14 protein-coding genes are annotated in these 25,527 nt (G+C 68.4%); 8 read left to right on the top strand and 6 right to left on the bottom strand.

The window, feature by feature from the left end; all coding sequences use genetic code 11:
- Positions 1-29: 29 nt before the first annotated feature.
- The gene (locus GJ695_RS23110) at positions 30-1,664 is read right to left on the bottom strand and encodes a methyl-accepting chemotaxis protein (RefSeq protein ID WP_154368949.1); all 1,635 of its coding nucleotides are present in this window, start codon (positions 1,662-1,664) and stop codon (positions 30-32) included.
- A gap of 147 nt (positions 1,665-1,811) precedes the next feature.
- Positions 1,812-2,099, bottom strand: coding sequence for a DUF4148 domain-containing protein (locus GJ695_RS23105; RefSeq protein WP_154368947.1), 288 nt, complete (start codon positions 2,097-2,099; stop codon positions 1,812-1,814).
- 181 nt (positions 2,100-2,280) lie between these two features.
- Between GJ695_RS23105 and GJ695_RS23100 the strand changes: the two genes are divergently transcribed.
- Positions 2,281-3,888, top strand: coding sequence for a M28 family peptidase (locus GJ695_RS23100; protein ID WP_154368945.1), 1,608 nt, complete (start codon positions 2,281-2,283; stop codon positions 3,886-3,888).
- A 91-nt stretch (positions 3,889-3,979) separates the two neighbouring features.
- Here GJ695_RS23100 and GJ695_RS23095 read toward each other — a convergent pair whose 3' ends face one another.
- The 3 genes from GJ695_RS23095 to nudC form a co-directional block, all read right to left on the bottom strand.
- Positions 3,980-5,299 carry a thioredoxin family protein gene (locus tag GJ695_RS23095; protein WP_154368943.1) on the bottom strand — a complete coding sequence of 440 codons (1,320 nt, stop codon included), beginning with the start codon at positions 5,297-5,299 and terminating at the stop codon, positions 3,980-3,982.
- Between the two features lie 5 nt (positions 5,300-5,304).
- Positions 5,305-5,865, bottom strand: a complete 561-nt coding sequence (gene folE / locus GJ695_RS23090) for a GTP cyclohydrolase I FolE (RefSeq protein ID WP_154368940.1) — start codon at positions 5,863-5,865, stop codon at positions 5,305-5,307.
- A 64-nt stretch (positions 5,866-5,929) separates the two neighbouring features.
- Positions 5,930-6,745, bottom strand: coding sequence for an NAD(+) diphosphatase (nudC, locus tag GJ695_RS23085; RefSeq protein ID WP_154368938.1), 816 nt, complete (start codon positions 6,743-6,745; stop codon positions 5,930-5,932).
- 208 nt (positions 6,746-6,953) lie between these two features.
- Between nudC and GJ695_RS23080 the strand changes: the two genes are divergently transcribed.
- The 5 genes from GJ695_RS23080 to GJ695_RS23060 all read left to right on the top strand — a co-directional run bounded on the left by GJ695_RS23080 (position 6,954) and on the right by GJ695_RS23060 (position 22,929).
- Positions 6,954-17,240 carry an SPM autocatalytic domain-containing protein gene (locus GJ695_RS23080; RefSeq protein WP_154368936.1) on the top strand — a complete coding sequence of 3,429 codons (10,287 nt, stop codon included), beginning with the start codon at positions 6,954-6,956 and terminating at the stop codon, positions 17,238-17,240.
- A gap of 242 nt (positions 17,241-17,482) precedes the next feature.
- A complete protein-coding gene (locus tag GJ695_RS23075) occupies positions 17,483-20,689 on the top strand; it encodes an O-linked N-acetylglucosamine transferase family protein (RefSeq protein WP_154368934.1) in 3,207 nt (1,068 codons plus the stop codon).
- A 21-nt stretch (positions 20,690-20,710) separates the two neighbouring features.
- Positions 20,711-21,601, top strand: a complete 891-nt coding sequence (locus tag GJ695_RS23070) for a glycosyltransferase family 2 protein (protein WP_208023452.1) — start codon at positions 20,711-20,713, stop codon at positions 21,599-21,601.
- Positions 21,598-22,011 (top strand): sugar 3,4-ketoisomerase, encoded by a 414-nt coding sequence (locus tag GJ695_RS23065; protein WP_371866590.1) that lies wholly within the window; start codon positions 21,598-21,600, stop codon positions 22,009-22,011. Before GJ695_RS23070 ends, GJ695_RS23065 begins: the two co-directional genes overlap by 4 nt.
- Positions 22,012-22,041: 30 nt before the next feature.
- Entirely contained in the window at positions 22,042-22,929 is an 888-nt protein-coding gene (locus GJ695_RS23060) for a glycosyltransferase (protein ID WP_154368929.1), read from the top strand.
- Here GJ695_RS23060 and GJ695_RS23055 read toward each other — a convergent pair.
- Positions 22,926-23,789, bottom strand: a complete 864-nt coding sequence (locus tag GJ695_RS23055) for a WxcM-like domain-containing protein (protein WP_154368928.1) — start codon at positions 23,787-23,789, stop codon at positions 22,926-22,928. The genes GJ695_RS23060 and GJ695_RS23055 overlap by 4 nt on opposite strands.
- Before the next feature lie 143 nt (positions 23,790-23,932).
- Between GJ695_RS23055 and GJ695_RS23050 the strand changes: the two genes are divergently transcribed.
- On the top strand, positions 23,933-25,048 hold the full coding sequence (locus GJ695_RS23050) for a DegT/DnrJ/EryC1/StrS family aminotransferase (RefSeq protein WP_154368926.1): 1,116 nt from the start codon (positions 23,933-23,935) through the stop codon (positions 25,046-25,048).
- Entirely contained in the window at positions 25,045-25,518 is a 474-nt protein-coding gene (locus tag GJ695_RS23045) for an acyltransferase (protein ID WP_154368924.1), read from the top strand. Before GJ695_RS23050 ends, GJ695_RS23045 begins: the two co-directional genes overlap by 4 nt.
- The last annotated feature ends 9 nt before the right edge of the window (positions 25,519-25,527 follow it).

The following is a 25,527-nucleotide window of genomic DNA, read 5'->3' as shown; positions in this document are numbered from 1 at the left end:
CCGAATGTCGGCACTGACCCCGGTTTTTTTTAGCGCACCAACGCCATCTGGCGTTTGACCGGACGCGGTGCGGCGCGCGGCGCCGGCGCGATGGCGACCGGCTGCGGCTGCGGTTCGCCGCCCAGCTTGAAGCGCGCGACCAGCGTGGCCAGCATCGCCGCCTGTTCCTGCATGCTGCCCGCCGCCGCCGCCGCCTGCTCCACCAGCGCGGCGTTCTGCTGCGTCACCGAATCCATCTCCGTGATCGCCATGTTGACGTGGCCGATGCCCGTGCTCTGCTCGCTCGATGCGTCGGTGATCGCCGACATGATCTGCGTCACACGCGAGACGCTGTCCACCACCTGGTTCATCGTCGTGCCCGCCTCCGCCACCAGCGCGCTGCCGGCGCCGATGCTGTCGACCGATGCGTTGATCAGTTCCTTGATTTCCTTGGCCGCCGCCGCCGAACGCTGCGCCAGGTTACGCACTTCCGACGCCACCACCGCGAAACCGCGGCCCTGCTCGCCGGCGCGCGCCGCTTCCACCGCCGCATTCAGGGCCAGAATATTGGTCTGGAAGGCGATGCCGTCGATCACGCTGATGATGTCCACGATCCGCGTCGCCGAGGCGTTGATGGTGTCCATCGTCTGCACCACCTGCGACACCACCTTGCCGCCGCGCGCCGCCACTTCCGACGCCGACTGCACCAGCTTGTTGGCCTGCAGCGCGTTGTCGGCGTTCTGCGTCACGGTCGAGGTCAGCTCCTCCATCGACGCCGCGGTTTCTTCCAGCGAGCTGGCCTGCGACTCGGTGCGCGCCGACAGGTCCATATTGCCGGAGGCGATCTCGCCCGAAGCGGTGGCGATGGTGTCGGCGCTGCGGCGGATCTCGCCGATGGTCTCGGCCAGCCGCTGCTGCATCACCTTCACCGAATGCAGGATGCTGGCCTGGTCCGTCGCGTGCGTCTTGATCACAATGCTGAGGTCGCCGTCGGCGATCTTCTGGGTGATTTCACCGACGTATTCCGGCGCGCCGCCGATGGTGTGCCGCAGGCTCTTGTTGACCATGCTGACGATCACCCACAGCAGGGCGCACACCGCGGCCAGCCAGCCGGCCGACTTCAGCAGCGAGGCCTGGAAGGCGGCGTCGATATCGTCGATGTAGACGCCGGTGGTGATGTCCCAGTTCCACGGCGCATAGTGCACCACGCGGCTCATTTTCGGCACCGGTTCGGTCGCGCCCGGACGCGACCAGTAATAGTTGACGAAGCCGCCGCCTTCCGGCTGGCCGCCGGCCGCCGCGATGGCGCGGTAGACGTAGGTGCCCTTCGGATCCTTGAGGTCGGCCAGGTCCTTGTTGTTGTTCTCGGGTTTGATCGGATGCATCAGCGACATGGTGCCGCTGCTGATGGTGAAGTAGCCATCCTTGGCGTAGCGCAGGTTCTTGATGACCTCCATGGCCTGCTTCTGCGCGTCCTCCTTGCTCAGCGTGCCGGCGGCGGCCTTGTCGCCGAACTGCTTGACGAGGTTGAGCGCCATGTCGTCGACATTGCGCAAGTCGTTGCTGCGCTCTTCGATGCGCACGTTACGGGTCTGGATGGTTTCAAACAGGAAGATTGCGGTGATGCACAGCAGGCTGCAAATCAGCGGCACCCACAATTTCTGCTGGAAGGACAATTTATTCATAGGGAGGTCTCCTATTGTCTTATGGAAACCAGAATACCCGCAAAGTTCCTTGCAGCGTGAAACAAATTTCATGCTTGTGGTTTATCCGCAAAAACCAAAAAGGGCGCAGCATTGAGCGCTGCGCCCTTCTTGCGGAAACGATGTTGCTTAGTGGGCAGTGTTGCCCTGCGCAGGCTTGGCGGCCAGTTGCGCTTTCACGTCAGCGCTCTTCGAACGTGGCGCCATGTAGGCGATGTCCTGATACGCTTCGTTGGTGTCCAGCAGGCCGGCCTTGCGGGCGGCGATGGTCTGCGCTTTCACCTGGGCGCGGGTGACGGTGCTTTTGCCGCTGTCGCGGAAGGTCTGGTCGAAGCTCGCTTCGCTGGTGTCGGCGGCGAAGCTGCTGCCGGCGGCGGCCAGCAGGGCGAGGGAGGCGAGGATGGCTTTGGTGTTCATGGTGATGCTCCTGGTAGGAAGTTCGATGGAGTCATCTTAGTATTAAAAATTCGGATAAAAAAGCGCGATTATCCGCAGAGAATGATCTGCTTATCCGATCGATCCATCTCGATAGAAATGTGTCCTTAAGCAACAAAAATGTGTCAAAATGGTGGCTTATTATTAACAATCCTTCACCCATATGAAATTGCTCCTGTCGACAACGCTTCTGGCACTCAGCGCGGGCACGGCCCACGCCACCGCGTTGCCCAAAATCGACGGCGCGGCGCTGCTGGAACAGATCACCACGCTGGCTTCGGACGAGTTCGAAGGCCGCGCGCCCGGCACGCAGGGCGAAGTGATGACCATCGAGTATTTGCAGCAGCAGTTCAGGAAACTGGGGCTGGAGCCCGGCAATCCGGACGGCACCTATCTGCAGGCGGTGCCGCTGGTCGGCATCTCCAGCCATCCGACGCTGAACTACGTCGACAAGGACGGCAAGCCGACCCAGCTGCGCTTCGGCGACGACTACATCGCCTGGACCGCGCGCGCCGACAAGCAGCTGGAGGTGGCCGATTCGGAACTGGTGTTCGTCGGCTACGGCGTGCAGGCGCCGGAATTCAAGTGGGACGACTACAAGGGCGCGGAGCTGAAGGGCAAGACCCTGGTCATGCTGATCAACGACCCGCCGCTGCCCGATCCCAAGCATCCCCGGCTGCTGGACCCGGCGGTCTTCGGCGGCAACGCCGTCACCTGGTACGGGCGCTGGAACTACAAGTTCGAGATGGCGGCGAAGATGGGCGCGGCGGCGGCGCTGATCGTGCACGAGAACAAGGCGGCCGGCTATCCGTATGAAGTGGTGGTCAACAGCTGGGGCCGGGAAAACTTCGCGCTCAAGGGCAAAACGCCCGAGGCCGATCTGCCGGCCATGGCCGGCTGGCTGCAACAGGAACGCGCGTGCGAGCTGTTCAAGGCGGCCGGCCTGGATTTCAAGGAGCTCAAGCAGGAGGCGCTATCGCGCAGCTTCAAGCCGCTGCCGCTGGGGATCAAGGTCAACCTGGCGACGCTGAACGCGACGCGCGAGGTGCTGTCGCACAACGTGGTGGCGCGCATCGCCGGTTCCGATCCGCAGTTGAAGAACGAGGTGGTCATCTACACGGCGCATTGGGACCATTTCGGCATCGACGAATCGCTGCCCGGTCCGCGCACGCAGCAGATCTTCCACGGCGCGGTGGACAACGCCAGCGGCGTGGCGGCGCTGCTGCAGATCGCCCGCGCCTACAAGGCGCTGCCGGCGGCGCCCAAGCGCACCATCCTGTTCGTGGCGACCACGGCGCAGGAGCGCGGACTGCTGGGCGCGCATTACTATGTGCGGCATCCGCTGTACCCGCTGGGCAAGACGGTCCTCAACATCAATATCGACGGCCTCAACATGTGGGGCCGCACGCGCGATGTCGAACTGAGCGGCATGGGCAAATCGACGGCGGATGAGCTGGTGACGGCGGCGGCGGCCAGGCAGGGGCGCGTGGTCAGGCCCGACAGCAACATCAGCTACGGCAGCTACTACCGTGGCGACCAGCTGGAGTTCGCGCGTGCCGGCGTGCCGACGATTTATCTGCGCAGCAGCGCCAGCAAGCTGTTGAGCTACACGGCGCATCAGTTCCACACCGTCAACGACGTCGTGCAGCCGAACTGGAACACCAGCGGCGCGGTGGACGACATCGCCCTGCTGTTCCAGGCCGGCTACCAGGCCGCGCAAGCCAAAGACGCGCCGAAGTGGAAAGACGGCGCCGAATTCCAGCGCCGCTAATCCGGGGTCAGGTCCCCCATTTCTACACGGGCTGTGCCGTAGCAGGCGCTACGGCACAGCCCGTGTAGAAATGGGGGACCTGACCCCGGATTTAGATAGCAGCTGCGAGGGCGCTGGTGTGCGGGCCGGGCGGGATGGCGGCCAGCTTGGGCGCGAGCTTTTGCAGCTGGCCCAGGTTGCGCTGCTGGTGGGCGTCGGCGCCGGCCGCCTTGACGTCGGCCAGCAGGCCTTGCGCGGCCTGCTCGATGCGCACCGTGTCCTGCGGCGCCAGGTCGATCACGCTGACCAGATACGTCACGCCCCATTGCAGCCGCGTCGCCAGCCCCACCGACGCTTGCCACGCCTTGCCATACCAGTCCAGCACGCCCGCCACATCGCTGCGGCGCTTGGCGCTGGCCGCCAGGCTCAGCATGAAGTAGTACGGTGAATGCGAACGCGGCAGTTCAGCCAGCAGCACTTGCTCGGCCTGCGCCGGCAGGCCGGCGTCGTTCAGCGCGCTGACCGCCGTGTTGACCAGCGTGTGGCGCTCATACGCATCGGCGGATGCGGCCAGCGCTTCTTCGACGCGCGCGCGCACCTGCTCCTGCAAGCCCTGCGTCGGCGCCAGCAGGCGCGCCAGGCGCATCTGCAGGCGCACGGCCATCAGGCGGTCCGGCGCGCTCAACCAGAAGTCGTCGGCCCACTGCGCCGCCACGCTGCCCATGGCGGCCACCAGTTCCTCGCGCCGGCTGGCGATCTTGATCAGGTTGATGCCGCTGTTGCTGAAGATGTCCATGTTGGAGCGCGCCAGCCGCGCGTCGGCCAACACCGCCAGCAGGCCGGCGGCATCGGCGCTGCCGGAGGCCAGTTCGGCGTGCAGGCGCAAGCGCACGGCGGCGTCGGCATCCGTGCTGGCGGCGGCCAGCGCCGACAGGGTCGGCGCCAGCGTGCGCGCGCCCAGCAGCTTGCCTTCGTCGGTGTCCCAGGAGTAGTGGCTCAACAGCGACCACTCGTCGGCGCTCAATGCGCGCGTGCCGGACAGGGCGGCATCCAGCGCCACCGCCGCCGAGGAGCCGGCCGCATGCACGGCCAGCGCGGCGTCGAAGGCGGCGACGAACAGTTCGCCATCCAGTTCGCACGGCAGGCGCGTGATTTCGCTGCCGTCCGGCGCGAACAGCACCAGCGTCGGGTAGCTGCGCAACTGGTACTGCGCGGCCAGCGCCTGGGCGCCGGCGCTGTCGCCATCGAGGTGATAGCTCAGTACGCCCGCAGCGCGCTGGATGAATTCATCGCGCGCGAAGATCTCGGATTTGACCCGGTTGCACGGCGGGCACCACACGGCGCCCCAGTACAGGAACAGCGGGCGCTGCTGCGCGCGGGCCAGTGCAAAGGCGGCGTCGAGGCCGCCGTTCAGCCATTCGATAGCCGCCATCGCGCTTAGTCCTTGGCCAGCGCCAGGAACTCGGTGCGCATCGCCAGGTTGGGCTGCAATTCGCCCAGCATGGCCGAGGTCACCGTTTCTTCGCCCGGCGTGCGGATGCCGCGGCTTTCCATGCACAGGTGGCGGCACTTGACGATCACGCCCACCGCTTTCGGTTCCAGCACGTCCATCAGCGCATTGGCGATCTGCATCGTCATGCGTTCCTGCACCTGCAGGCGCTTGGCGAAGCAGTCGACCAGGCGGGTCAGCTTGGACAGGCCGACGATCTTGCCGTTCGGAATGTAGCCGATGGTGGCCTTGCCGAAGAACGGCGCCAGGTGGTGCTCGCAATGGCTGTACACCGGGATGTTGCGCACGATGATGAATTCGTTGTACTGCTCGGCGCCGTCTTCAAACGCCTTCAACAGCTCGACCGGGTTCTGGTCGTAGCCGGAGGTCCAGTGCTTCCACGCCTTGGCAACGCGGGCCGGCGTTTCCAGCAGACCTGGACGGTCCGGGTCTTCGCCGATGCTGGCAATCAGGCGGCGCCAGTCGTTTTCCGTAAATTCTTGAGACATGATGAAACACCTTTTTTTGAAATTGCCCGACAGTATATAGAAAATGCCGGGACCGCACCGGGCCTCAGCCCGGCCGGTGGGCGTCGATCAGGCGCGCCGCGATCGACACCTTGACCGGCAGATCCGGCCATTCATCATCCGGCCCGAACCAGCGCGCATCGGCGATTTCGCTCTGGTCGATGCGGATCTCGCCGTCCAGATATTCCGCCGTGTAGGCGATCATCAGCGAGTGCGGGAACGGCCACGGCTGGCTGCCGAAGTATTTGAGGTTATGCACCTTCAGGCCGACCTCCTCGAACACTTCGCGGTGGATGGCTTCCTCGACCGACTCGCCGGCCTCCAGGAAACCGGCCAGCGCCGTGTAGCGCTTGTACGGCGAATTGGTGTGCATGGCCAGCAGCACCTGGTCGCCCTTGCGGATCAGCACCATCATGGCCGGCGAGATGCGCGGGTAGGCGCTGTGGCCGCAATGGGGGCACTTGAAGCAGCGCTCGCCTTCGAGCAGCTGCATGGCCGTCGCGCAGACGCCGCAATAGCGATGGGTGCGCGCCCACTCGACCAGCTGCGCCGCGCGCCCGGCCACGCCGAGGAAGCCGTCGTCGACCACGCCGAACAGCGCGCGCAGGCCGTGGTAGCCGAACTCCGGCCCCGGCAAGGTCGCCTCGTCCAGCCAGGTGGCCTGGTAATAGCGGCCTTCCCACAGCCCCAGCGCGTGGAGACGTTCCGGCGCCAGAGGCAGCCCCGCCAGGTCCGCCGCCGCCGGCAAACCCAGGATACTGTTGCGCAATAGCAACTCTCCGCGATGGAAGACAAATGTTAGCGCTTCGTCATGGTCCTGCGGACGTATCACGGGCTGAAATGTGGCGGGAGTTTGCAGCATGGCCGGGAAATAAGGGAGTAACGCGAAACCGCATCTTACATTGTTTCCTGATTACTTATTTTGCACCCGGCGATTTATGACTGGGAGATGACAAAGTGAGCGCTAAGTCATTGTTTTCAGGCGAAGAATTGACGGCTATTTAAGGCTTTGACTTCGTCTTGAAGTCGTTTGACGGTAATATATATTTCCGGCAGGGAGAATATACAACATGGCATCGAACATTTCTGAACTTACCACCGACCAAATCAAGGCATTGCAATCGGCGCAAATCGCCACGCTGACCACGGCGGACGTCGCCGCGCTCAGCACATTGCAGATGACGGTGCTCAGCACCGACCAGCTCAGCTGGATCGGCACCGCCCAGTTGCGCGCCTTGACCACGCCGGCCCTGCAGGCCATGAGCACGCTGCAGCTGAGTACAGGCTTGTCGACCAGGCAGGTGGCGGCCCTCACCACGGCGCAGTTCGCCAGCCTGAGCACCAACCAGCTCAGCGCCGGCCTGACCTCCAGCCAGTTCGGCGCCCTGACCTCGGCCCAGCTTGCCATGTTGACCCCAGCCAAAATCGCCGTGCTCGACACCGAAGACCTGGCCGCGATCAAGACCGCGCAGCTGGCGACCCTGAACGCCGACCAGGTGCGCGCCCTCGGCAGCAACCAGATCCTGGCCCTCACCTCGGCCCAGGTGGCCGCGCTGAAGACGCAGCAGATCGCCGCCCTGAGCACCAGCCAGATCGCCAGCTTCGCCAGCAACGACATCGGCGCCCTGAGCTCGCTGCAATTGAACGCGCTGGACGCCAGCCAGCTCGGCGCGCTGAGCGACTCCCAGCTTGCCGCGCTGAGCACGCTCCAGGCCAGCGCCCTGTCGACCACCCAGATCGGCCGCCTCGGCACCGAGCAGCTGGCCGCCCTCGGCACCAGCGGCCTGGCCGCGCTGAAAACGCAGCAGATCGCCGCGCTGACCACCCGCCAGTTCACCGCCCTCGACAGCAACCAGATCGTCGCCCTGACCACCGCCCAGGTGCAGGCGCTGACCTCGCTGCAACTGAGCCTGATGTCCAGCGACCAGCTGGGCGCCATGGAAAGCCAGGACTTCGCCGCGCTGAAAAGCCAGCAGCTGGCCGCCCTCGGCACCGCCACCACCGCGGTGCTGGGCACCAACCAGATCGTCTTGCTGAGTCCGGCGCAAATCGCCTCGCTGCCGACCGCGCAGGTGCGCGCCCTGTCGACCGACCAGATCGCCGCCCTCAGAACCGCCCAGGTCGCCGCGCTGACGACCCAGCAGGTACAGGCCCTGAGCAACGCCCAGCTGGCCGCGATCGAGACGGCCGACCTGGCCGCCATGACCACCGCGCAGATCAACGCCTTCGCCACCGCCCAGCTCAGCGCGCTGACCACCAGCCAGATCGTGGCGCTGCGCACCGCGCAGGCCAGCGCCCTGAGCTCGCAGCAACTGGCGGCGCTGTCCGCCGACCAGCTGGCCGCGCTGGAAACGGCCGACCTGGCCGCCCTGAAAACCAGCCAGCTCGGCGGCTTGAGCAGCGAAGCCATCGCCGCCTTCGGCACCGACCAGATCGCCGCGCTGGGCACCGCCCAGCTGGCCGCGTTCAGCACCCGCCAGCTGGCCGCCCTCGACAACGCCCAGATCGTCAGCCTGACCACAGCCCAGGCCGCAACGCTGACCACGCTGCAGATCGCCGCGCTGAGCACCGCACAACTGATGGCGCTGGAAACCCGCGACCTGGCCGCGCTCAAAAGCGCACAGATCGCCGCCCTGACCACCACCCAGCTGAGCGCGCTGGGCACCGAACAGTTCGGCAGCCTGAGCTCGCAGCAGGTGGCGGCCCTGACCACGCGCCAGATCGCCGCCCTGAACAGCACGCAAGTGCTGGCGCTGCAAGCGGCCGCGCTGGCCGGGCTGCAATCGCAGCAGGCCGCCGCGCTGGCCAGCGACAACATCAGCGCCTTCAGCGCCAGCCAGATCGGCGCCTTGAGCACCGCCGTGCTCAGCAGCCTGAGCACCAGCCAGTTCATCGCCCTGTCGACCGACCAGATCGTCGCGCTGAGCACCGCGCAAAGCAGCGCGCTGGCCACCCGCCAGATCGCCGCGCTGACCGCCGACCAGCTCGGCGCGCTGCAAACCCAGGACCTGGCCGCGTTCAAGACCCAGCAGATCGCCGCGCTGCGCACCGCGCAGATCGTCCTGCTCAACAGCGCCCAGCTGATCGGCCTCGGCTCGCAGCAGGTGGCGGCGCTCGGCACCGCGCAAGTGGCGGCGCTGCAGACCGACCAGATCGCCGTGCTGGAAACCCGCGACCTCGCGGCGCTGAGCTCGCAGCAAGCCGTGGCCCTCGGCAACAGCGCCCTGGCGGCCTTGACCACCGCCCAGTTTGCCGCGCTGACCAGCACCGTGCTGAGCAACCTCACCACCGCCCAGCTCGGCGCATTGACCACCGACCAGATCGTCGCGCTGACCACCGCGCAAAGCGCGCAACTGGCCACGCGCCAGATCGCCGCGCTGTCGAGCGACCAGCTGGCCGCCATGGAAACACGCGACCTGGCGGCCCTGCGCACGCAACAGGTCGCCGCCCTGACCACCAGCCAGATCACGCAGCTGGGCACGGAGCAGTTCGCCGCGCTGGCCAGCGTGCAGATCGCCAGCCTGACCACGCTGCAAGTGGCCGCCCTCAGCGCCGCCCAGCTGGCCGCGCTGTCGAGCGCCAGCCTGGCCGCCTTCCGCACCAGCCAGGTGCCGGCGCTGGGCACCGACGCCCTGGCCGCGCTGCCGACCGCGCAATTCGCCATGCTGACCACCACCCTGCTGAACGCGCTGAGCAATACGCAGCTGGCGGCGCTGACCACCGACCAGATCGTTGCCCTGAGCACGCTGCAGGCCAGCACGCTGGGCACGCGCGACATCGGCGCGCTGTCCACCGACCAGATCGCCGCGCTGGAAACGCGCGACTTCGCCGTGCTGAAAACCCAGCAGATCGTCGCCCTCAGCGCCGGCCAGGTCAGCGCCCTGACCACCGACCAGATCATCGCCCTGACCACCGCCCAGGCCAACGCGCTGACCGGCGTGCAGCTCAACGCCCTCACCACCGACCAGCTGCTGGCGATGGAAACCCAGGACTTCGCCGCGCTGCGCACCAGCCAGCTGCTGGGCCTGGGCACCAAGAGCATCGCCACGCTGACGCCGGCGCAGGTGGCGGCGCTCAAGGCCGACCAGATCGCCCAGCTGACCTCGGCCCAGATCCAGGTGCTCAACAGCGCCCAGATCGGCGCCCTGACCACGCTGCAAGTGGGCGCCTTCAGCACCGCGCAGATCGGCTTCCTGCTGGCCAGCCAGCTCGGCATGCTGAGCAACGCCGACTGGGCCGCGCTGAAGAGCAGCCAGCTCAACGCGCTCAACAGTGAGCAGCTGGCCGCCATCTCCAACACCCAGATCGCCGCGCTGACCACGCTGCAGGTGAGCCAGCTGGCCACCGCGCAACTGGCCGGGCTGTCGACCGAGCAGCTCAACGCGCTGGAAACGCAGGACCTGAACGCCTTTACCACCGCCCAGATCGGTTCGCTGGCGACCGCCACCGTGGCCGCGCTCGACCTGGCCCATGTGCGCGCCCTCAGCACGCGCCTGCTGGCCGCGCTCGGCACGGCGCAGGTGCAGGCGCTGGGCGCCGACAAGATCGCCGCGCTGACCACGCTGCAGGCCAGCAACCTCGGCACCGCGCAAGTGGCGGCGCTGACCAGCGAGCAGCTGCAGGCCCTGCAGACCGCCGACCTGGCCGCGCTGAAAACCCAGCAGCTCGCCGCGCTGTCCACCGAGCAGCTGGCCCTGCTCGGCAGCGACCAGATCGTGGCCCTCAGCACGCTGCAGTTCAGCAGCCTGAGCACGCGCCAGCTGGACGCCCTCGGCGCCGACCAGCTGCTGGCCATCGAAACCCGCGACCTGGCGGCCCTGCGCACGGCGCAGATCGCCAGCCTGAGCAGCGACAGCCTCAACGCGCTCAGCGCCACGCAAGTGCAGGCGCTGACCACCGCGCAGCTGCAGGCCCTGACCAGCAGCCAGCTGCAACACCTGGCGCTCGGCCAGATCGCCGCACTGAGCAGCGCGCAAGTGCTGAGCCTGGGCACGGCGCAGATCCCGCTGCTCGGCAGCGACCAGTTGGCCGCGCTGGGCGCCACCCTGCTGGGCCAGCTCAAGACCCAGCAGATCGCCGCGCTGCGCAGCAACCAGCTGGCCGCGCTCGATGCGGCGCAGATCGCCGCGCTGTCGACGCTGCAGGTCAGCAACCTCAGCACGCAGCAGGTCGCCGGCCTCGGCAGCGACTTCCTGAACGCGCTGGAAAGCTGCGACCTGGCGGCGCTGAAGACGCAGCAGATCGCCGCGCTTGGCACGGCCCAGATCGCCAGCCTGAGCAACGCCCAGGCCGAAGCCCTGACCACGCTGCAGGCCGCCAGCCTGAGCAGCGCGCAACTGGCGGCGTTCGGCGCCGCCCAGCTGCAGACCTTCTCCAGCGCCGACATCGCCGCGCTGAAAACCGCGCAAATCGCCGCGCTGGGCGCCAGTCTGGTCGGCGCCCTGCTGAGCGACCAGTTCCGCGCGCTGACCACGGCGCAGCTGGGCGCACTCTCGTCCAGCCAGTTCCAGGCGCTCGGCAGCGAACAGATCATCGCCCTGACCACCTTGCAGGCGGCCAACCTCGGCACCGCGCAAGTGCAGGCGCTCAGCGCCAGCCAGCTGGCCGCGCTGGCGACCGACGACCTGGCGGCAATGAAAACCGCGCAGATCAACGCCCTGCAAACCAGCCAGATCGCGCTGTTGAGCAATGCCCAGATCGCCGCGCTGAGCACGCTGCAAGTGGCCAACCTGAACACACTGCAAGTGGGCGCGCTGAGCAGCGACCAGATCCGCGCGCTGCAAACCCAGGACCTGGCCGCGCTGAAGACCGCGCAGCTGCAGGCGCTGGCCAGCGACCAGCTGGACGCGCTCGCCACCGACCAGTTGCAGGCCCTGACGGCGGCCCAGCTGGCCTCGCTGAGCACGGCCAAATTCCAGGCGCTGCTGACCGAACAGATCGCCGCGCTGACCACCAAACAGGTGAACGGCCTGGCCACCGCGCAGATCGCCAGCCTCGGCAGCGGCCAGCTGGCCGCGCTCAACACCGACGACATGGCGGCCCTGCGCACCGCCCAGCTGGCCGCGCTGAGCACCGCCCAGGTGACGCTGCTGGGCACCGGCCAGATCGTCGCTCTGAGCAGCAGCCAGGTGGCGGCGCTGTCGACCGCCCAGCTGTCCGCGCTGAGCTCGGACCAGGTCGGCGCGCTGAGCACCGACGACTTCGCCGCGCTGAGCGTGGCCCAGCTTGGCGCGCTCGGTTCGCTGAGCAACCTCGGCACCGACCAGATCCAGGCCCTCACCACGGCCCAGATCGCCGGCCTGAGCGCCGCCCAGATCGCCGCGTTGAGCACCGACCAGATCGTCGCCCTGAGCACCCGCCAGATCGGCGCCGTCAGCACCGCCGGCGTCGCCGCGCTGACCAGCGACCAGCTGGCGGCGCTGGAACTGGCCGACCTGGCCGCCATGAAAACCGCGCAGCTTGCCGCGCTCGGCACCGGCCAGGTGGCCCTGCTGAGCACCGACCAGATCCACGCGCTGACCGCGCTGCAGGTCGGCAGCCTGTCGACCCAGCAGACCGCCGCCTTCAGCCTGGCCCAGGTGCAGGCGCTCAGCAGCGATGACGTCGCCGCCCTGCGCACGGTGCAGATCAGCATCCTCAGCAACGCCCAGCTGCAGGCGCTCGGCGCCGACCAGGTGCAGGCGCTGACCGTGATCCAGATGAACGCGCTGGGCACCGACCAGTTGCAGGCCATGACCTCGGACCAGATCATCGCCCTGACCACGGCGCAATTTGCCGTGCTCGGCACGCGCCAGGTGGCGGCGCTGAGCAGCGACCAGCTGGGTGCGATCGAACTGGTCGACCTGGCCGCGCTGCGCTCGGCGCAGATCGCCGTGCTCGGCACCGACCAGATCCGCGCGCTGACGGCCGACCGCGTCGCCGCGCTGACCAGCGCCCAGGCGCAGGCGCTCGGCAGCGACCAGCTGCGGGCGCTGACCTCGGACCAGCTGCAGGCGCTGACCACGGCCGACCTGGTGGCGCTGCGCACCGCCCAGATCGCCGCCCTGACCACCAGCCAGCTCAACGCGCTGCTGGACGTCCAGCTGCAAAGCTTCGGCGCCGTCCAGCTCGGCGCGCTCGGCAGCACCCAGCTGCAAGCCCTGGGCAGCGACCAGATCATCCAGCTGACCACGCAGCAGTTCGGCCTGCTGGGCACGGCGCAGATCGCCCTGCTCACCAGCGCCCAGCTGGGCGCCATCGAGTACGAAGACCTGGCGGCCCTGACCAGCGCCCAGATCCTCGCCCTCGGCACCAGCCAGATCCAGGCGCTGACGCTGGACCGCGTCGCCGCCCTGACCACGCAGCAGGTGCAGGCCCTGGCCAGCCGCCAGTTGGCCGTGTTCAGCAGCGACCAGCTGCAGTCGCTGACCACCGACGCGCTGCAGGCGCTGACCACCGCGCAGGTCGCCACGCTGGGCACCGGCCAGCTGGTGACGCTGACCGAGGACCAGTTGCAGCACCTGACCAGCGACCAGATCGAGGCCTTGAGCTCGGCGCAGGCGCAAGCCCTGACCAGCGACCAGATCGGCCTGCTGACCTCGCAACAGGTCGACCACCTCAGCACGCGCGCCCTGAACGCCCTGACCAGCAGCCAGATCGCCGCCATCAGCACCGACAACTTCGCCACGCTGTCGAGCAGCCAGATCGGCGCGCTCAACGCCGCCCAGTTCGGCGCCATCACGGCGGCCCAGATGACCGCCCTGACCAGCGCCCAGGCCATGGGCCTGGCGACCGCGCAGATCGCCGCCCTGTCGAGCGAGCAGCTCGACGCGCTCGACAGCGCCGACTTCAGCGCCCTGACCACGGCGCAGATCGCCGCCATCACCACCCGCAACATCGCGGCGCTGACGCTCGGCCTGGTCGGCGCGCTGACCAGCACGCAACTGGCCAGCCTCGGCACCGACCAGATCGGCGCCTTGCAGACCGAGCACATCGCGGCGCTCAGCAGCGCCCAGATCGTCACGCTGAGCGCGGCCCAGATCGGCGCCCTGCGCACCGACCAGGTCAGCGCCTTGAGCACCGATGATTTCGTCGCGCTGCGCAGCAACCAGCTGACCGCGCTCACGACGGCGCAGTTCGCCGCGCTGACCAGCGACCAGCTCAACGCCCTGTCGAGCGCGGCCTTCACCGGCCTGACCACCACCATGATCACGGCGCTGACCAGCGACCAGGTCGCGCAACTCAGCACAGCCCAGGTGGGCGCGCTGACCGCCACCCAGGCGCTGGTGCTCAGCACCGCCCAGCTGGCCGCCCTGAATACCGACCAGGTCGGCATGATCAACACGGCCGCCCTGCGCAGCCTGCAGTCCGACCAGATCGGCGCGCTGGGCACCGACCAGATCGTTGCCCTGAGCACGCGCCAGGTGCGCGCCCTCGGCAGCGCCCAGCTGAGCGCCCTGCTGACCAGCCAGATCGCCGCGCTGGAGACGGTCGACCTGGCGGCGCTGACCACCGCCCAGCTCACCGTGCTCAACACCGACCAGTTGCACGCCCTGGGCACCGACCAGCTGGCGTCGCTGTCGACCGCGCAGATCGGCAGCCTCGGCACCGACCAGCTCAGCGCCGGCCTCGGCACCGACCAGATCGTCGCGCTGACCACCGCGCAGGTGCAGGCGCTGGCCACCCGGCAGGTGGCGGCCCTGACCACCGAGCAGATCGCCGCGCTGGAAACGGCCGACCTGGCCGTGTTCAGCACGCGCCAGATCGCCGCCCTCACCACCGACCAGGTCGGCGCGCTGACCACCGACCAGCTGAACAGCCTGACCACGGCCGAGCTGGCCGCCCTGAGCACCAGCCAGCTGCTGGCCGGCCTCACCACCGACCAGCTGGCGGCGCTCGACAGCGCCCACCTCGACGCCTTGACCACCCTGCAGCTGGCCTACGGCCTCGGCACCGACGCCATCGCCGCCCTCACCACCGACCAGCTGGCCGGCCTGCGCACCGCGCAGACGGCCAGCCTCGGCACGCTGCAGATCGCCGCCCTGAGCAGCGACCAGATCGTGGCGCTGACCAGCGACCAGGCCGCCACCCTCACCACCCAGCAGGTGGCCGCGCTCACCAGCGACCAGCTGGCCGCGCTGGAGACGGTCGACCTCAACGCCCTGAGCACGCGCCAGCTCAATGCGCTGACCGTCGCGCAGCTGGCCTCGCTGGGCGCGCCGCAACTCAACGCCCTCACCGTCGCCCAGTTCGCCGCCCTGGGCACCAGCCAGCTGGCCAACGGCCTGACCACCGCCCAGCTGGCCGCGCTTGACGGCAGCCACATCGGCGCCTTCACCACCGCCCAGCTGGCCTACGGCCTGAACCTGGACAGCCTGGCCGCGCTGACCAGCGAGCAGATGCAGGCGCTGCGCACGGCGCAGATCGCCGCGCTGACCACGCTGCAGGTGAGCGTGCTCAGCACCGACCAGATCGCCGCCCTCGCCAGCGAGCAGATCACCGGCTTCGCCACCGCGCAGATGACCATCCTCAGCGCGGCCCAGCTGGCCGCCTTCAGCACCGCGCAAATCGCCGCGCTCGACACCCAGGACCTGGCCGCGCTCAGCGCGCCGCAGTTCACCGGCCTGTCGACCGCGCAGACCATGGCGCTGACCACCGACCAGGTGCGCGGCCTCAAGACGGCGCAGATCGCCGCCATCGACGGCGTGCAGATCGGCGTCTTCGGCAGCGACCAGCTGCAGGCGCTCAGCACCCAGCAGGCCGCCGCGCTCAGCATCGCGGCCGTGACGGCGCTGTCGACCGCCCAGCTGGGCGTGTTGAGCACCGCCGACATCGCCGCCTTCGGCACCCAGCAGATCGCCAGCCTGCAGGTCGGCCAGGTGACCAGCCTGAACACCGACCAGGTCCAGGCGCTGACCAGCGCCCAGCTCGGCGCCCTCACGGCCGACCAGCTGTACGCCCTCGGCAGCGGCCAGATCGCCGCCCTGCGCACCACGCAGATCGGCTACCTGGGCACGGCGCAGCTGGCGGCGCTGACCACGCCGCAAGTGCAGGCGCTGGGCAGCGACCAGGTCGCCGCGATCAAGCTGAGCCAGGTGCCGGCGCTGACCATCGACCAGATCGGCGTGCTGGGCTCCGACCAGCTGCGCGCCCTGACCACGGCGCAGGTCGGCGTGCTGACCAGCACCCAGCTGGTGGCGCTGACCAGCCAGCAGGCCGGCGCGCTGACCACCACCCAGATGGCGGCGCTCAAGAACGCCCAGATCGCCACGCTGGACGCCACCCAGCTGTACGGCTTCAGCACCGACCAGCTCGGCGCATGGAGCACCAGCCAGCTGGGCGCGCTGACGGCCACCCAGATCGGCTACCTGTCGACCGACCAGATCGGCGGCCTGAGCAACACCCAGGTGGCCGGCCTGAAAACCAGCCAGCTGCAAGCCTTCAGCAACAACCAGATCAAGGCGCTGACGGCGGCGCAGATGCCGGCGCTGGGCACCACGGTGCTGGGCGCGCTGAGCGTGTCGCAGGCCGACGCCCTGACCGCGACCCAGATCGCCTCGATGTCGATCGCCCAGCGCATGGCGCTGAACGCGTCGTCGGTCAACTACGCCACGCCGCTGATCCTCGATCTCGACGGCAACGGCGTGCGCACCCAAAGCATCGCGGCCGGCGTCCAGTTCGACATCCGCGGCGACGGCCAGAAAGTCAGCACCGGCTGGGTCGACACCCACGACGGCCTGCTGGCCCTGGACCGCAACGGCGACGGCGTCATCAACGACGGCAGCGAACTGTTCGGCAGCGCCACCACCTTGGCCGACGGCAGCAAGGCCAAGGACGGCTACGCCGCGCTGGCCGCGCTCGACACCGACGGCGACGGCCAGATCACCAGCGCCGACGCCGCCTTTGGCGCGCTGCGCGTGTGGGTGGACGCCAACGCCGACGGCATCAGCCAGGCCGACGAACTGAAGACGCTGGCGCAGCTGGGCATCGCCGCCATCAGCACCGGCGCCCGCAGCACGCTGACCGAGCAGAACGGCAACCTGATCGGCCTGACGTCGAGCTACACCCGCACCGACGGCAGCGTGCACCAGAGCGCCGACGCCTGGTTCCTGGCCGACAAGGCAACGTCCACTGCCTCGCTGCAACAGCAAGTGAGCAGCCTGAGCAACGCCATCGCCAGCTATGCCAGCGCCCCGGCGGCGCCAGCGCCCGCGCTGCCGCTGACAGCCAAGCCGGCGGCCGAGGCCGCGCCGGCGCTGGCTGCGGCGTTGCAGCACTACCGCCAGACGCAGGGCCTGCAAGGCGCGGCCGCCGCGCTGAGCGGCAAGCAACCGTTCGAGGAGCACGGCAACCAGTGGTTTGCCGTCCCGAAACGTTAACCCCAACCGGGGTCAGTGCCGACATTCGGACACGAACCCAACCGTAGCAGCTGCTACGGTTGGGTTCGTGTCCGAATGTCGGCACTGACCCCGGTTTGCTAACCGCGCGGGAACGACGACGTCGCTGCCTATCCGGTAAGCAAACACCGTTTTACAGTCTTGCTCCAGAGCCAAAAGTTGCCCCTTAGCGTGCGGCAAAAAGGTATGATAGGGCTCGGATTGATACAACTTTATGCTCTGCTATGACCTCTCAAGCACCTGTAGCACCCGCCGCCACCGATAACAGCCCGCTGGGCTCCGTCATGGCCCTGGCCGTCAAGGGCCAGCTGTCCATCGCCGACCTGTTCGGCGCCGCCGCCGTGCTGCAGGAAAGCGGCCAGTTGCCCGCCGCGATCGCGCTGTACCGCGCCTGGATCGACCACGCGCAATCGCCGCTGGTCTACGCCGCCTGCTTCAACCTGGCCGTGGTGCTGTCCAACAGCGGCGACGACGTCGCCGCCGAGGCCGTGCTGCACAAGGCCATCGCCCAGAATCCGAACTTTGTCGAAGCGCGCCTCAACCTCGGCACGCTGCTGGAACGCACCGGCCGCCCGGACCAGGCGCTGGCCATGTGGCGCGCCATCCTGACCGATCCGATCGAGCCCGACGTCAAGAGCAACCGCACGCTGTACCTGCAGACGCTGAACAACCTCGGCCGCCTGCTGGAAATCCAGAAGCGCTATCCGGACGCCGAAGCCATGCTGGCCACCAGCCTGCGCGTCGATCCGCAGCAGGCCAACGTGATGACCCACTGGGTCCACCTGCGCCAGAAGCAGTGCGAATGGCCGGTCTACCACGGCCTGGAGAACGTCTCGGTCGCCACCATGATGGAAGGCACCTCGGCGCTGGCCATGCTCAGCGCCTCGGCCGATCCGGCCCAGCAGCTGGCCGCCGCCAAGCGCTTCGTCAGCGAGAAGATCAACGCCGCCGTGGCGCCGCTCACCGGCCAGCACGGCTACGGCCACCAGCGCCTGCGCATCGGCTACCTGTCGTCCGACTTCTGCTCGCACGCGGTGTCGATCCTGACCGCCGAGCTGTACGAGCTGCACGACCGCAGCAAGTTCGAGGTCTACGCCTTCAGCTGGAGCCGCGAGGACGGCTCGCCGATCCGCGCCCGCGTGGTCAAGGCCATGGACCACTACATCCGCATCGACCAGCTCAACGACGAGCAGGCCGCGCGCGCCATCCGCGCCCACGAGATCGACATCCTGGTCGACCTGCACGGCCTGACCCTGGGCGCGCGGCCGCAGATCCTGGCCTACCGCCCGGCGCCGGTGCAGCTGACCTATCTCGGCTTCCCCGGCAGCACCGGCCTGCCCGGCGTCGACTACGTGATCGCCGACGAGTTCCTGATCACGCCGGAGATGACCGCGCACTTCAGCGAAAAGCCGCTGTACCTGCCCGACACCTTCCAGATCAACGACCGCCAGCGCGCCATCGCGCCGACCCCGACCCGCGCCTCGGTCAACCTGCCGGACGAGGCCTTCGTGTTCTGCTCGTTCAACAACAACTTCAAGTTCACGCCGGACCTGTTCAGCACCTGGATGAACATCCTGCGCCGCGTGCCGCACTCGGTGCTGTGGCTGGTGGCCGACTATCCGGAAGTGCGCGAGAACCTGTACCGCTACGCCGAACAGGCCGGCATCGACCGCCAGCGCATCATCTTCAACGGCCGCGCCGTGCCGGCCGAGTACCTGGCGCGCTACCAGCTGGCCGACCTGTTCCTCGACACCTTCCCGTTCAACGCCGGCACCACCGCCAGCGACGCCCTGTGGGCCGGCCTGCCGCTGCTGACCTGCGCCGGCCAGACCTTCTCGTCGCGCATGGCCGGCAGCCTGCTGCGCGCGGTCGACCTGCCGCAGCTGATCACCTACAACTTCGCCGACTACGAGGACAAGGCGGTCGAGCTGGCCAACCATCCGCAGCGCATCGCCGCCATGAAGCGCCAGCTGAGCGCCAACCGCCTGACCTGCGCGCTGTTCGACAGCCCGCGCTTCGTGCGCAACATGGAGGCGGCGCTGCAGAAGGTGGCCAAGCCGGCCGCGCCGCGCCTGGCCGCGCCGGAACATGCGGTGCGGCCGCAGGAGCCGTCGCAGCCGGCCGAGCCGGTGCGCATCGACCAGATCCCGATCGTCACCGTGTCGTACAACACGCCCGACCTGATCGAGGGCCTGCTGCGCACGCTGCGCCAGTTCTACCGCAACCGCGTGTACGTCATCGACGGCTCCAATCCGGACGTGGCCGAAACCATCCGCGCCGTCACCGCCGGCTACGACAACGTCGAGTTCATCCCGTTCGGCTACAACATCCACCACGGCCCCGGCATGGCCTGGGCCATCGGCCACCTCGGCCTGTCGGGCGAGGTGCTGTTCCTCGATTCCGACGTCGAGGTGCTGAAGCCCGGCTTCCTCGAATCGCTGCACGCCGCGCTGCGGCCCGGCATGTACGGCGTCGGCTGCGTGCTGCGCGTCGACGAACTCGGCAACGACCGCCCGCAGGATGGCGCCGTGCCCTACCTGTACCCGGCCTGCATGCTGACCAATATCGAGGTGGTGCGCCAGTGGCCGCTGCCGATCAAGCACGGCGCGCCGATGATCCCGACCATGCTGGCGCTGCACGCGGCCGACGCCGGCCACCTGATCGCCAGCCTCGACTGGGTCGAGGAAGACTTCGCCCGCCAGCCCAAGCGCCACTACCTCAAGCACGACTGGCAGGGCACGGTGATCCGCACCGGCGGCTACCACTACGACCTGCCGAGCGCCACCACCACGGTCAACACCGACCTGCTGCACTTCATGCCGGCGGCGGCGCGCAAGATCGTCGAGATCGGCTGCGGCGACGGCGCCTTCGCCAAGGCCTACAAGCAGCGCAACCCGATCTGCAACTACACCGGCGTCGAGACCGATCCGGCGCGCGCGCAGGCGGCCCGGCCGCACTGCGACTTCGTGTTCAACACCGACCTCGAACACGCCGGCCCCGACTTCTGGGACCATGTGCGCCACGCCGACACCTGGGTGTTCGACGAAACGCTGGAGCAGATGGACGATCCGTGGCGCATGCTGCAAAAGATCCGCGCCAACATCGCCCCCGGCGGCAAGCTGGTGCTCACCATCCGCAACTTCCAGCACTGGAGCCTGCAGGCGCGCCTGAACGCCGGCGACCTGCGCTACGGCACCCAGGGCCTGGAACTGTCGCGCAAGCGCCTGTTCACCCGCGGCGCGGCGCTGGAGATGTTGCAGAGCGCCGGCTTCCAGATCAGCGGCGGCAGCGCCCGCATCAACGACGAGCCGGCGCGCGAGAAATACCTGCCGGCGATCCGCCTGATGGCCGGCGCCAGCGGCATCGATCCGGTGGTCGCGGTCGAGGACGCGCTGCCGTGGCAGTACCTGGTCATCGCGGTGGCCGCCTAATATTGTCAGGAGTTTGGCAGCATGAGTCTTCCCTTAGTCAGCATCGTCATCCCGTCCTACAAGGCGGCCCATTTTGAAATCTGCCTGCGCTCGGCGCTGGGCCAGAGCTATCCGAACCTCGAGATCCTGGTCAGCGACAACTGCCCCACCGAGGCCATCCACGACATCTGCAAGAAATACGCGCCGCACGTGACCTACCAGCGCAACAGCGCGATCCGCGAGCAGAACGTGCTGTCGTCGCTGTTCGGCGCCAAGGGCGAATACATCAAGCCGCTGTTCGACGACGACGTGCTGCATCCGTTCTGCATCGAGCGCATGGTGGCGGCGATCCAGATGGAGCCCGAGGTCGAACTGGTGTTCTCGGCCTCGCAGGTGATCAGCATCCAGAACCAGCCGACCGAGACGCGGCGGCCGTTCCAGGCCTCCGGCAGCCTCGAGGGCCGCGGCATGGTGCGCAGCATGGTACTGAGCATGAGCAACTTCGTCGGCGAGTTCAGCACCATCCTGTTCCGCCGCCGGCGCCTGTGGGAAATCGGCACCCGCCTGTTCCACTTCCACCGCCACGACTGCTCGCTGGGCCTGGCCGACATGGCGGCCTACTTCAACCTGGCCGGCGACCGCAAGGTGTTCTACGTCGACGAGGAGCTGTCGTACTTCCGCTATGACGCCCAGCTGGAGTCCAACAGCAATCCGCGCAACAACCCGAATCTCGGCTACTGCTTCTCCGACTATGTCGACCTGCTGCTCGAATGCGCCGACCTCGGCATCGTCACGCCGCAGGAGCTGGTCGCCATGCAGCCGCGCATCGACGCCGCCGCCGTGCGCTTCGGCCAGGTGTTCCCGATGTTTGTGCGCTCGCAGCAGCGCTATCACGCGGTGCTGGCGGCGCAGCCGGCGGGAGCGGCGCCGTGATCGACCAGTGCCGGCTGATCGACCTGCCGCCGCGCCATGACCAGCGCGGCAACCTGTCGGTGGTCGAGGGCGGCATCGACGTGCCGTTCGACATCCGCCGCGTGTACTACCTGTACGACGTGCCGGGCGGCGCCGCCCGCGCCGGCCACGGCCACCTCGAGCTGCAGCAGCTGTTCATCGCCATGTCCGGCAGCTTCGACGTCATCGTCGACGACGGCCAGCAGCGCCGCAAATTCCAGCTCAACCGCTCCTACTACGGCCTCTACGTGCCGGGCCGGATGTGGCGCGAGGTGGAAAACTTTTCCTCGGGCGCGGTGTGCCTGGTGCTGGCCTCGACCTTGTACGAGCCGGCCGACTACTACCATGACTACCAGGACTTCGTCGCGGCGGCGCAGCGGCACCGCCCCTGAACGCCCCTTTCCCTTACCCATAGGTTCCGTATGTCTTTTCCCCTCGTCAGCATCGTCATCCCGTCCTACAAGCCGGGCTATTTCGAACAGTGCCTGCGCTCGGCCATCGGCCAGACCTATCCGAACATCGAGATCCTGGTCAGCGACAACTGCCCGACCGAGGCCATCCGCGAGATCTGCGCCCGCTATCCGCAGGTGATCTACCAGCGCAGCAGCGCCACCCGCGCCAGCAACATCCTGGCCGCGCTGTACGGCGCCAAGGGCGAGTTCGTCAAGCCGCTGTTCGACGACGACATCCTGCACCCGTTCTGCGTCGAGCGCATGGTGGCGGCGATGCACACCGTGCCCGACGCCGAACTGGTGTTCTCGGCCTCGGCCGTCATCGACAAGGACAACGCGGTGGTGCGCCAGCGCCGGCCGTATCCGCAGAACGGCGTCATGAGCGGCCTCGACCTGTACCGCACCCTGGCGCTGGTGGCCAACGTGGTGGGCGAGTTCACCAGCATCATGGTGCGCCGCCAGCGCCTGTGGGAGCTCGGCACGCGCCAGGTCTTCGCGCTGGCCGACTATGACTTCATCCACGGCCTGTGCGACGTCGCCTTCTACTGCCGCATGGCCCATGGCCGGCGCGCCTACTACATCGGCGAGGAACTGAGCTATTTCCGGCTCGACATGCGGCTCGAGTCGAACTCCAATCCGGCCACCAGCCTCGACTACGGCGGCTACCTGTCGGACGGCCTGGAAATCTGGCGCGCCGCCCACATCGAGGGCGTGATCAGCACCGAGGAACTGCTGGGCACGCGCGCACGGGCGCTGGAGACCTTCCAGCAGCACCAGCAGTACGAGGAGATGCGCGTGGCCTACCAGCGCTATGTCGACTACCTGGCGACGCTGGGCGCGGCGCCGCAGCCGGCCTAGGCGCCGCGCAGCAGCTCGCTGAACTCGCGGTAGTCGCGGATGTAGTCGGCGGCGTCGTACAGCTCGGAGGCGAACACCAGCAGCACGGCGTCGGCCGAGTACTTGTACTGCACGCCCCAGGTCAGCGGCGGCAGGTAGATGCCGGTGTCGGCCGACTCCAGCAGCACCTCGCCGCGGGTCTGGCCATCGTCCACCATCACCGCCACGCTGCCCTTGACGCAGACCAGGAACTGGTGGCAGCGGTGGTGCGCGTGCTCGCCGCGGGTCTTGTCGCTGGGCACGTTCATCACCAGGAAATAGCGCTTCGGCGCAAACGGAATCTCGTCGACGAAGTCGCCCACCGACAGGTCGCCGCGCGGGTCCTGCAGGTACTTGAAGCGGTGCAGCGTGACGCCGCCCACGCCGAGCGCCACGATGGCCGGCGCGGCCGGGAAGCTGGCCTGGCGGTGCCACTGCGCGCCCGCCGGCGGCGGCAGCTTTTCGACATAGCCGGTGATGCGCGCCGGCGCCCCCGACACCATGGCATACGGCGGCACGTTGTGCGCCACCACGGCGCCGGCGTCCACCTGCGCGCCCTGGCCGATGCGCACGCCGGCCAGCAGCGTGGCGCCGGCGCCGATCACGCACGCCTCCTCCAGCACGATGCCGCAATCGCCGCACGCGGCCGGCGCCAGCGTCACGCCGGGACCGACCACCACGCCGGCGCCGACCTGCGCGCCCGGCCACAGCTGGCTCATGCCCTGCACGGCGGCGCCGTCGCCCACGCTGGCGCCCGCATAGACCACCACATAGTCGCCCAGCCGGGCGCTGGCGCTGACGCTGGCGCCGGGATGGACGATGGCCGTTTCTGCACACTGCATGCCTGCTCTCCGCTTGATGATCTGTTGCCGCAAGTATAGCTGATGCACCTGCCGGCCAAGCAACTATCGACTATTGTGTCGCCCGGGGAAATGGGTCATCATGCAGTTCCCAGCAACTGCCAGCGCATGCCTCCGATTCCATCATGAATGTTCCCTTCCTCGACCTCAAAGCCATCAACCTGCGCCAGGAAAGCGCCCTGCAGGCGGCGTTCCAGCGCGTGCTGCAATCCGGCTGGTACGTCCTGGGCCGCGAGCTGGAGCAGTTTGAAGCGGAGTTCGCCGCCTTCTGCGGCAGCCGCCAGACGGTCGGCGTGGCCAACGGCCTCGACGCGATCATGCTGGCGCTGAAGGCGTACGGCGTCGGTCCCGGCGACGAAGTCATCGTCCCCAGCAACACCTACATCGCCACCTGGCTGGCGGTCAGCCAGTGCGGCGCGCGGCCGGTGCCGGTCGAGCCGGTGGCAGCCACCTACAACATCGATCCGGCGCGCGTGGCGGCCGCCATCACGCCGCGCACCCGCGCCATCATCGCGGTCCACCTGTACGGCCAGCCGGCCGACATGGACCCGCTCAACGCGCTGGCGCGCCAGCACGGCCTGAAGGTGATCGAGGACGCGGCCCAGGCCCACGGCGCGCGCTACCGCGGCGTCAGCACCGGCCACCTCGGCGACGCCGCCGCCTTCAGCTTCTATCCGGGCAAGAACCTCGGCGCCCTCGGCGACGGCGGCGCCGTCACCACCGACGACGACGCCATCGCCGCGCAGCTGCGCGTGCTGCGCAACTACGGCTCGCGGCAGAAATACCACAACGAGGTGGCCGGCTTCAACTCGCGCCTCGACGAGCTGCAGGCGGCGCTGCTGCGCGTCAAGCTCGCCACGCTGGCGCAGGACAACCAGCAGCGCGCCGCCATCGCCGCCCTCTACCTGCGCGAGCTGGCCGACGTGCCGGGCCTGGTGCTGCCGCAGGTGCCGGCGTGGGCCGATCCGGTGTGGCATGTGTTCGTGGTGCGCCATGCGCAGCGCGACGCCCTGGCGCAGCGGCTGGCCGCGGCCGGCATCGGCACCATCGTCCATTATCCGGTGCCGCCGCACCTGCAGCCGGCGTATGCCGAACTGGGCTTCCAGGCCGGCCAGTTCCCGATCGCCGAAGCGATCCACCGCGAGGTGCTGAGCCTGCCGATGGGACCGACCATGACCGCCGACGACGCCGCCGCCGTGGTGCGCGCCGTGCGCGCGGCCTGCAGCGAAAGCGCGGCATGAGCGCCCGCATCCATCCGCTGGCCGACGTGCAGTCGGCCGCCATCGGCGCCGACACCCAGGTGTGGCAATTCACCGTGGTGCTGGGCGGCGCCCGCATCGGCGCCGCGTGCAACATCAACGCCCACTGCTTCATTGAAAACGATGTGGTGCTGGGCGACCAGGTCACGGTCAAGTGCGGCAACTACCTGTGGGACGGGCTGCGCGTGGGCGACCGCGCCTTCATCGGCCCCAACGTCACCTTCACCAACGACCGCATGCCGCGCTCGAAGCGCTATCCGGACGCCTTCCCGCAGACGGTGGTGGAGGCCGGCGCCTCGATCGGCGGCGGCGCCACCATTTTGCCCGGCGTGACCATCGGCGCCGGCGCCATGGTCGGCGCCGGCGCGGTGGTGACGCGCTCGGTGCCGCCGCTGGCGGTGGTGGCCGGCAACCCGGCGCGCATCCTGCGCTACCTGACGCCGGACGCCTGACGCCGCGCG

Source organism: Duganella alba, assembly GCF_009674495.1.
Lineage (GTDB): Bacteria > Pseudomonadota > Gammaproteobacteria > Burkholderiales > Burkholderiaceae_D > Rugamonas > Rugamonas alba.
This window is presented reverse-complemented; position numbering and strand designations above follow the sequence as displayed.

What these genes read in the sequence shown, in the direction of transcription:
- GJ695_RS23105 (WP_154368947.1), bottom strand. Translation starts at nt 2,099, where the DNA reads ATGAACACCAAAGCCATCCTCGCCTCCCTCGCCCTGCTGGCCGCCGCC.
- GJ695_RS23070 (WP_208023452.1), top strand. Translation starts at nt 20,711, where the DNA reads ATGAGTCTTCCCTTAGTCAGCATCGTCATCCCGTCCTACAAGGCGGCC.
- GJ695_RS23075 (WP_154368934.1), top strand. Translation starts at nt 17,483, where the DNA reads ATGACCTCTCAAGCACCTGTAGCACCCGCCGCCACCGATAACAGCCCG.
- GJ695_RS23110 (WP_154368949.1), bottom strand. Translation starts at nt 1,664, where the DNA reads ATGAATAAATTGTCCTTCCAGCAGAAATTGTGGGTGCCGCTGATTTGC.
- GJ695_RS23045 (WP_154368924.1), top strand. Translation starts at nt 25,045, where the DNA reads ATGAGCGCCCGCATCCATCCGCTGGCCGACGTGCAGTCGGCCGCCATC.
- folE (WP_154368940.1), bottom strand. Translation starts at nt 5,865, where the DNA reads ATGTCTCAAGAATTTACGGAAAACGACTGGCGCCGCCTGATTGCCAGC.
- GJ695_RS23095 (WP_154368943.1), bottom strand. Translation starts at nt 5,299, where the DNA reads ATGGCGGCTATCGAATGGCTGAACGGCGGCCTCGACGCCGCCTTTGCA.
- nudC (WP_154368938.1), bottom strand. Translation starts at nt 6,745, where the DNA reads ATGCTGCAAACTCCCGCCACATTTCAGCCCGTGATACGTCCGCAGGAC.
- GJ695_RS23080 (WP_154368936.1), top strand. Translation starts at nt 6,954, where the DNA reads ATGGCATCGAACATTTCTGAACTTACCACCGACCAAATCAAGGCATTG.
- GJ695_RS23050 (WP_154368926.1), top strand. Translation starts at nt 23,933, where the DNA reads ATGAATGTTCCCTTCCTCGACCTCAAAGCCATCAACCTGCGCCAGGAA.
- GJ695_RS23100 (WP_154368945.1), top strand. Translation starts at nt 2,281, where the DNA reads ATGAAATTGCTCCTGTCGACAACGCTTCTGGCACTCAGCGCGGGCACG.
- GJ695_RS23055 (WP_154368928.1), bottom strand. Translation starts at nt 23,789, where the DNA reads ATGCAGTGTGCAGAAACGGCCATCGTCCATCCCGGCGCCAGCGTCAGC.
- GJ695_RS23060 (WP_154368929.1), top strand. Translation starts at nt 22,042, where the DNA reads ATGTCTTTTCCCCTCGTCAGCATCGTCATCCCGTCCTACAAGCCGGGC.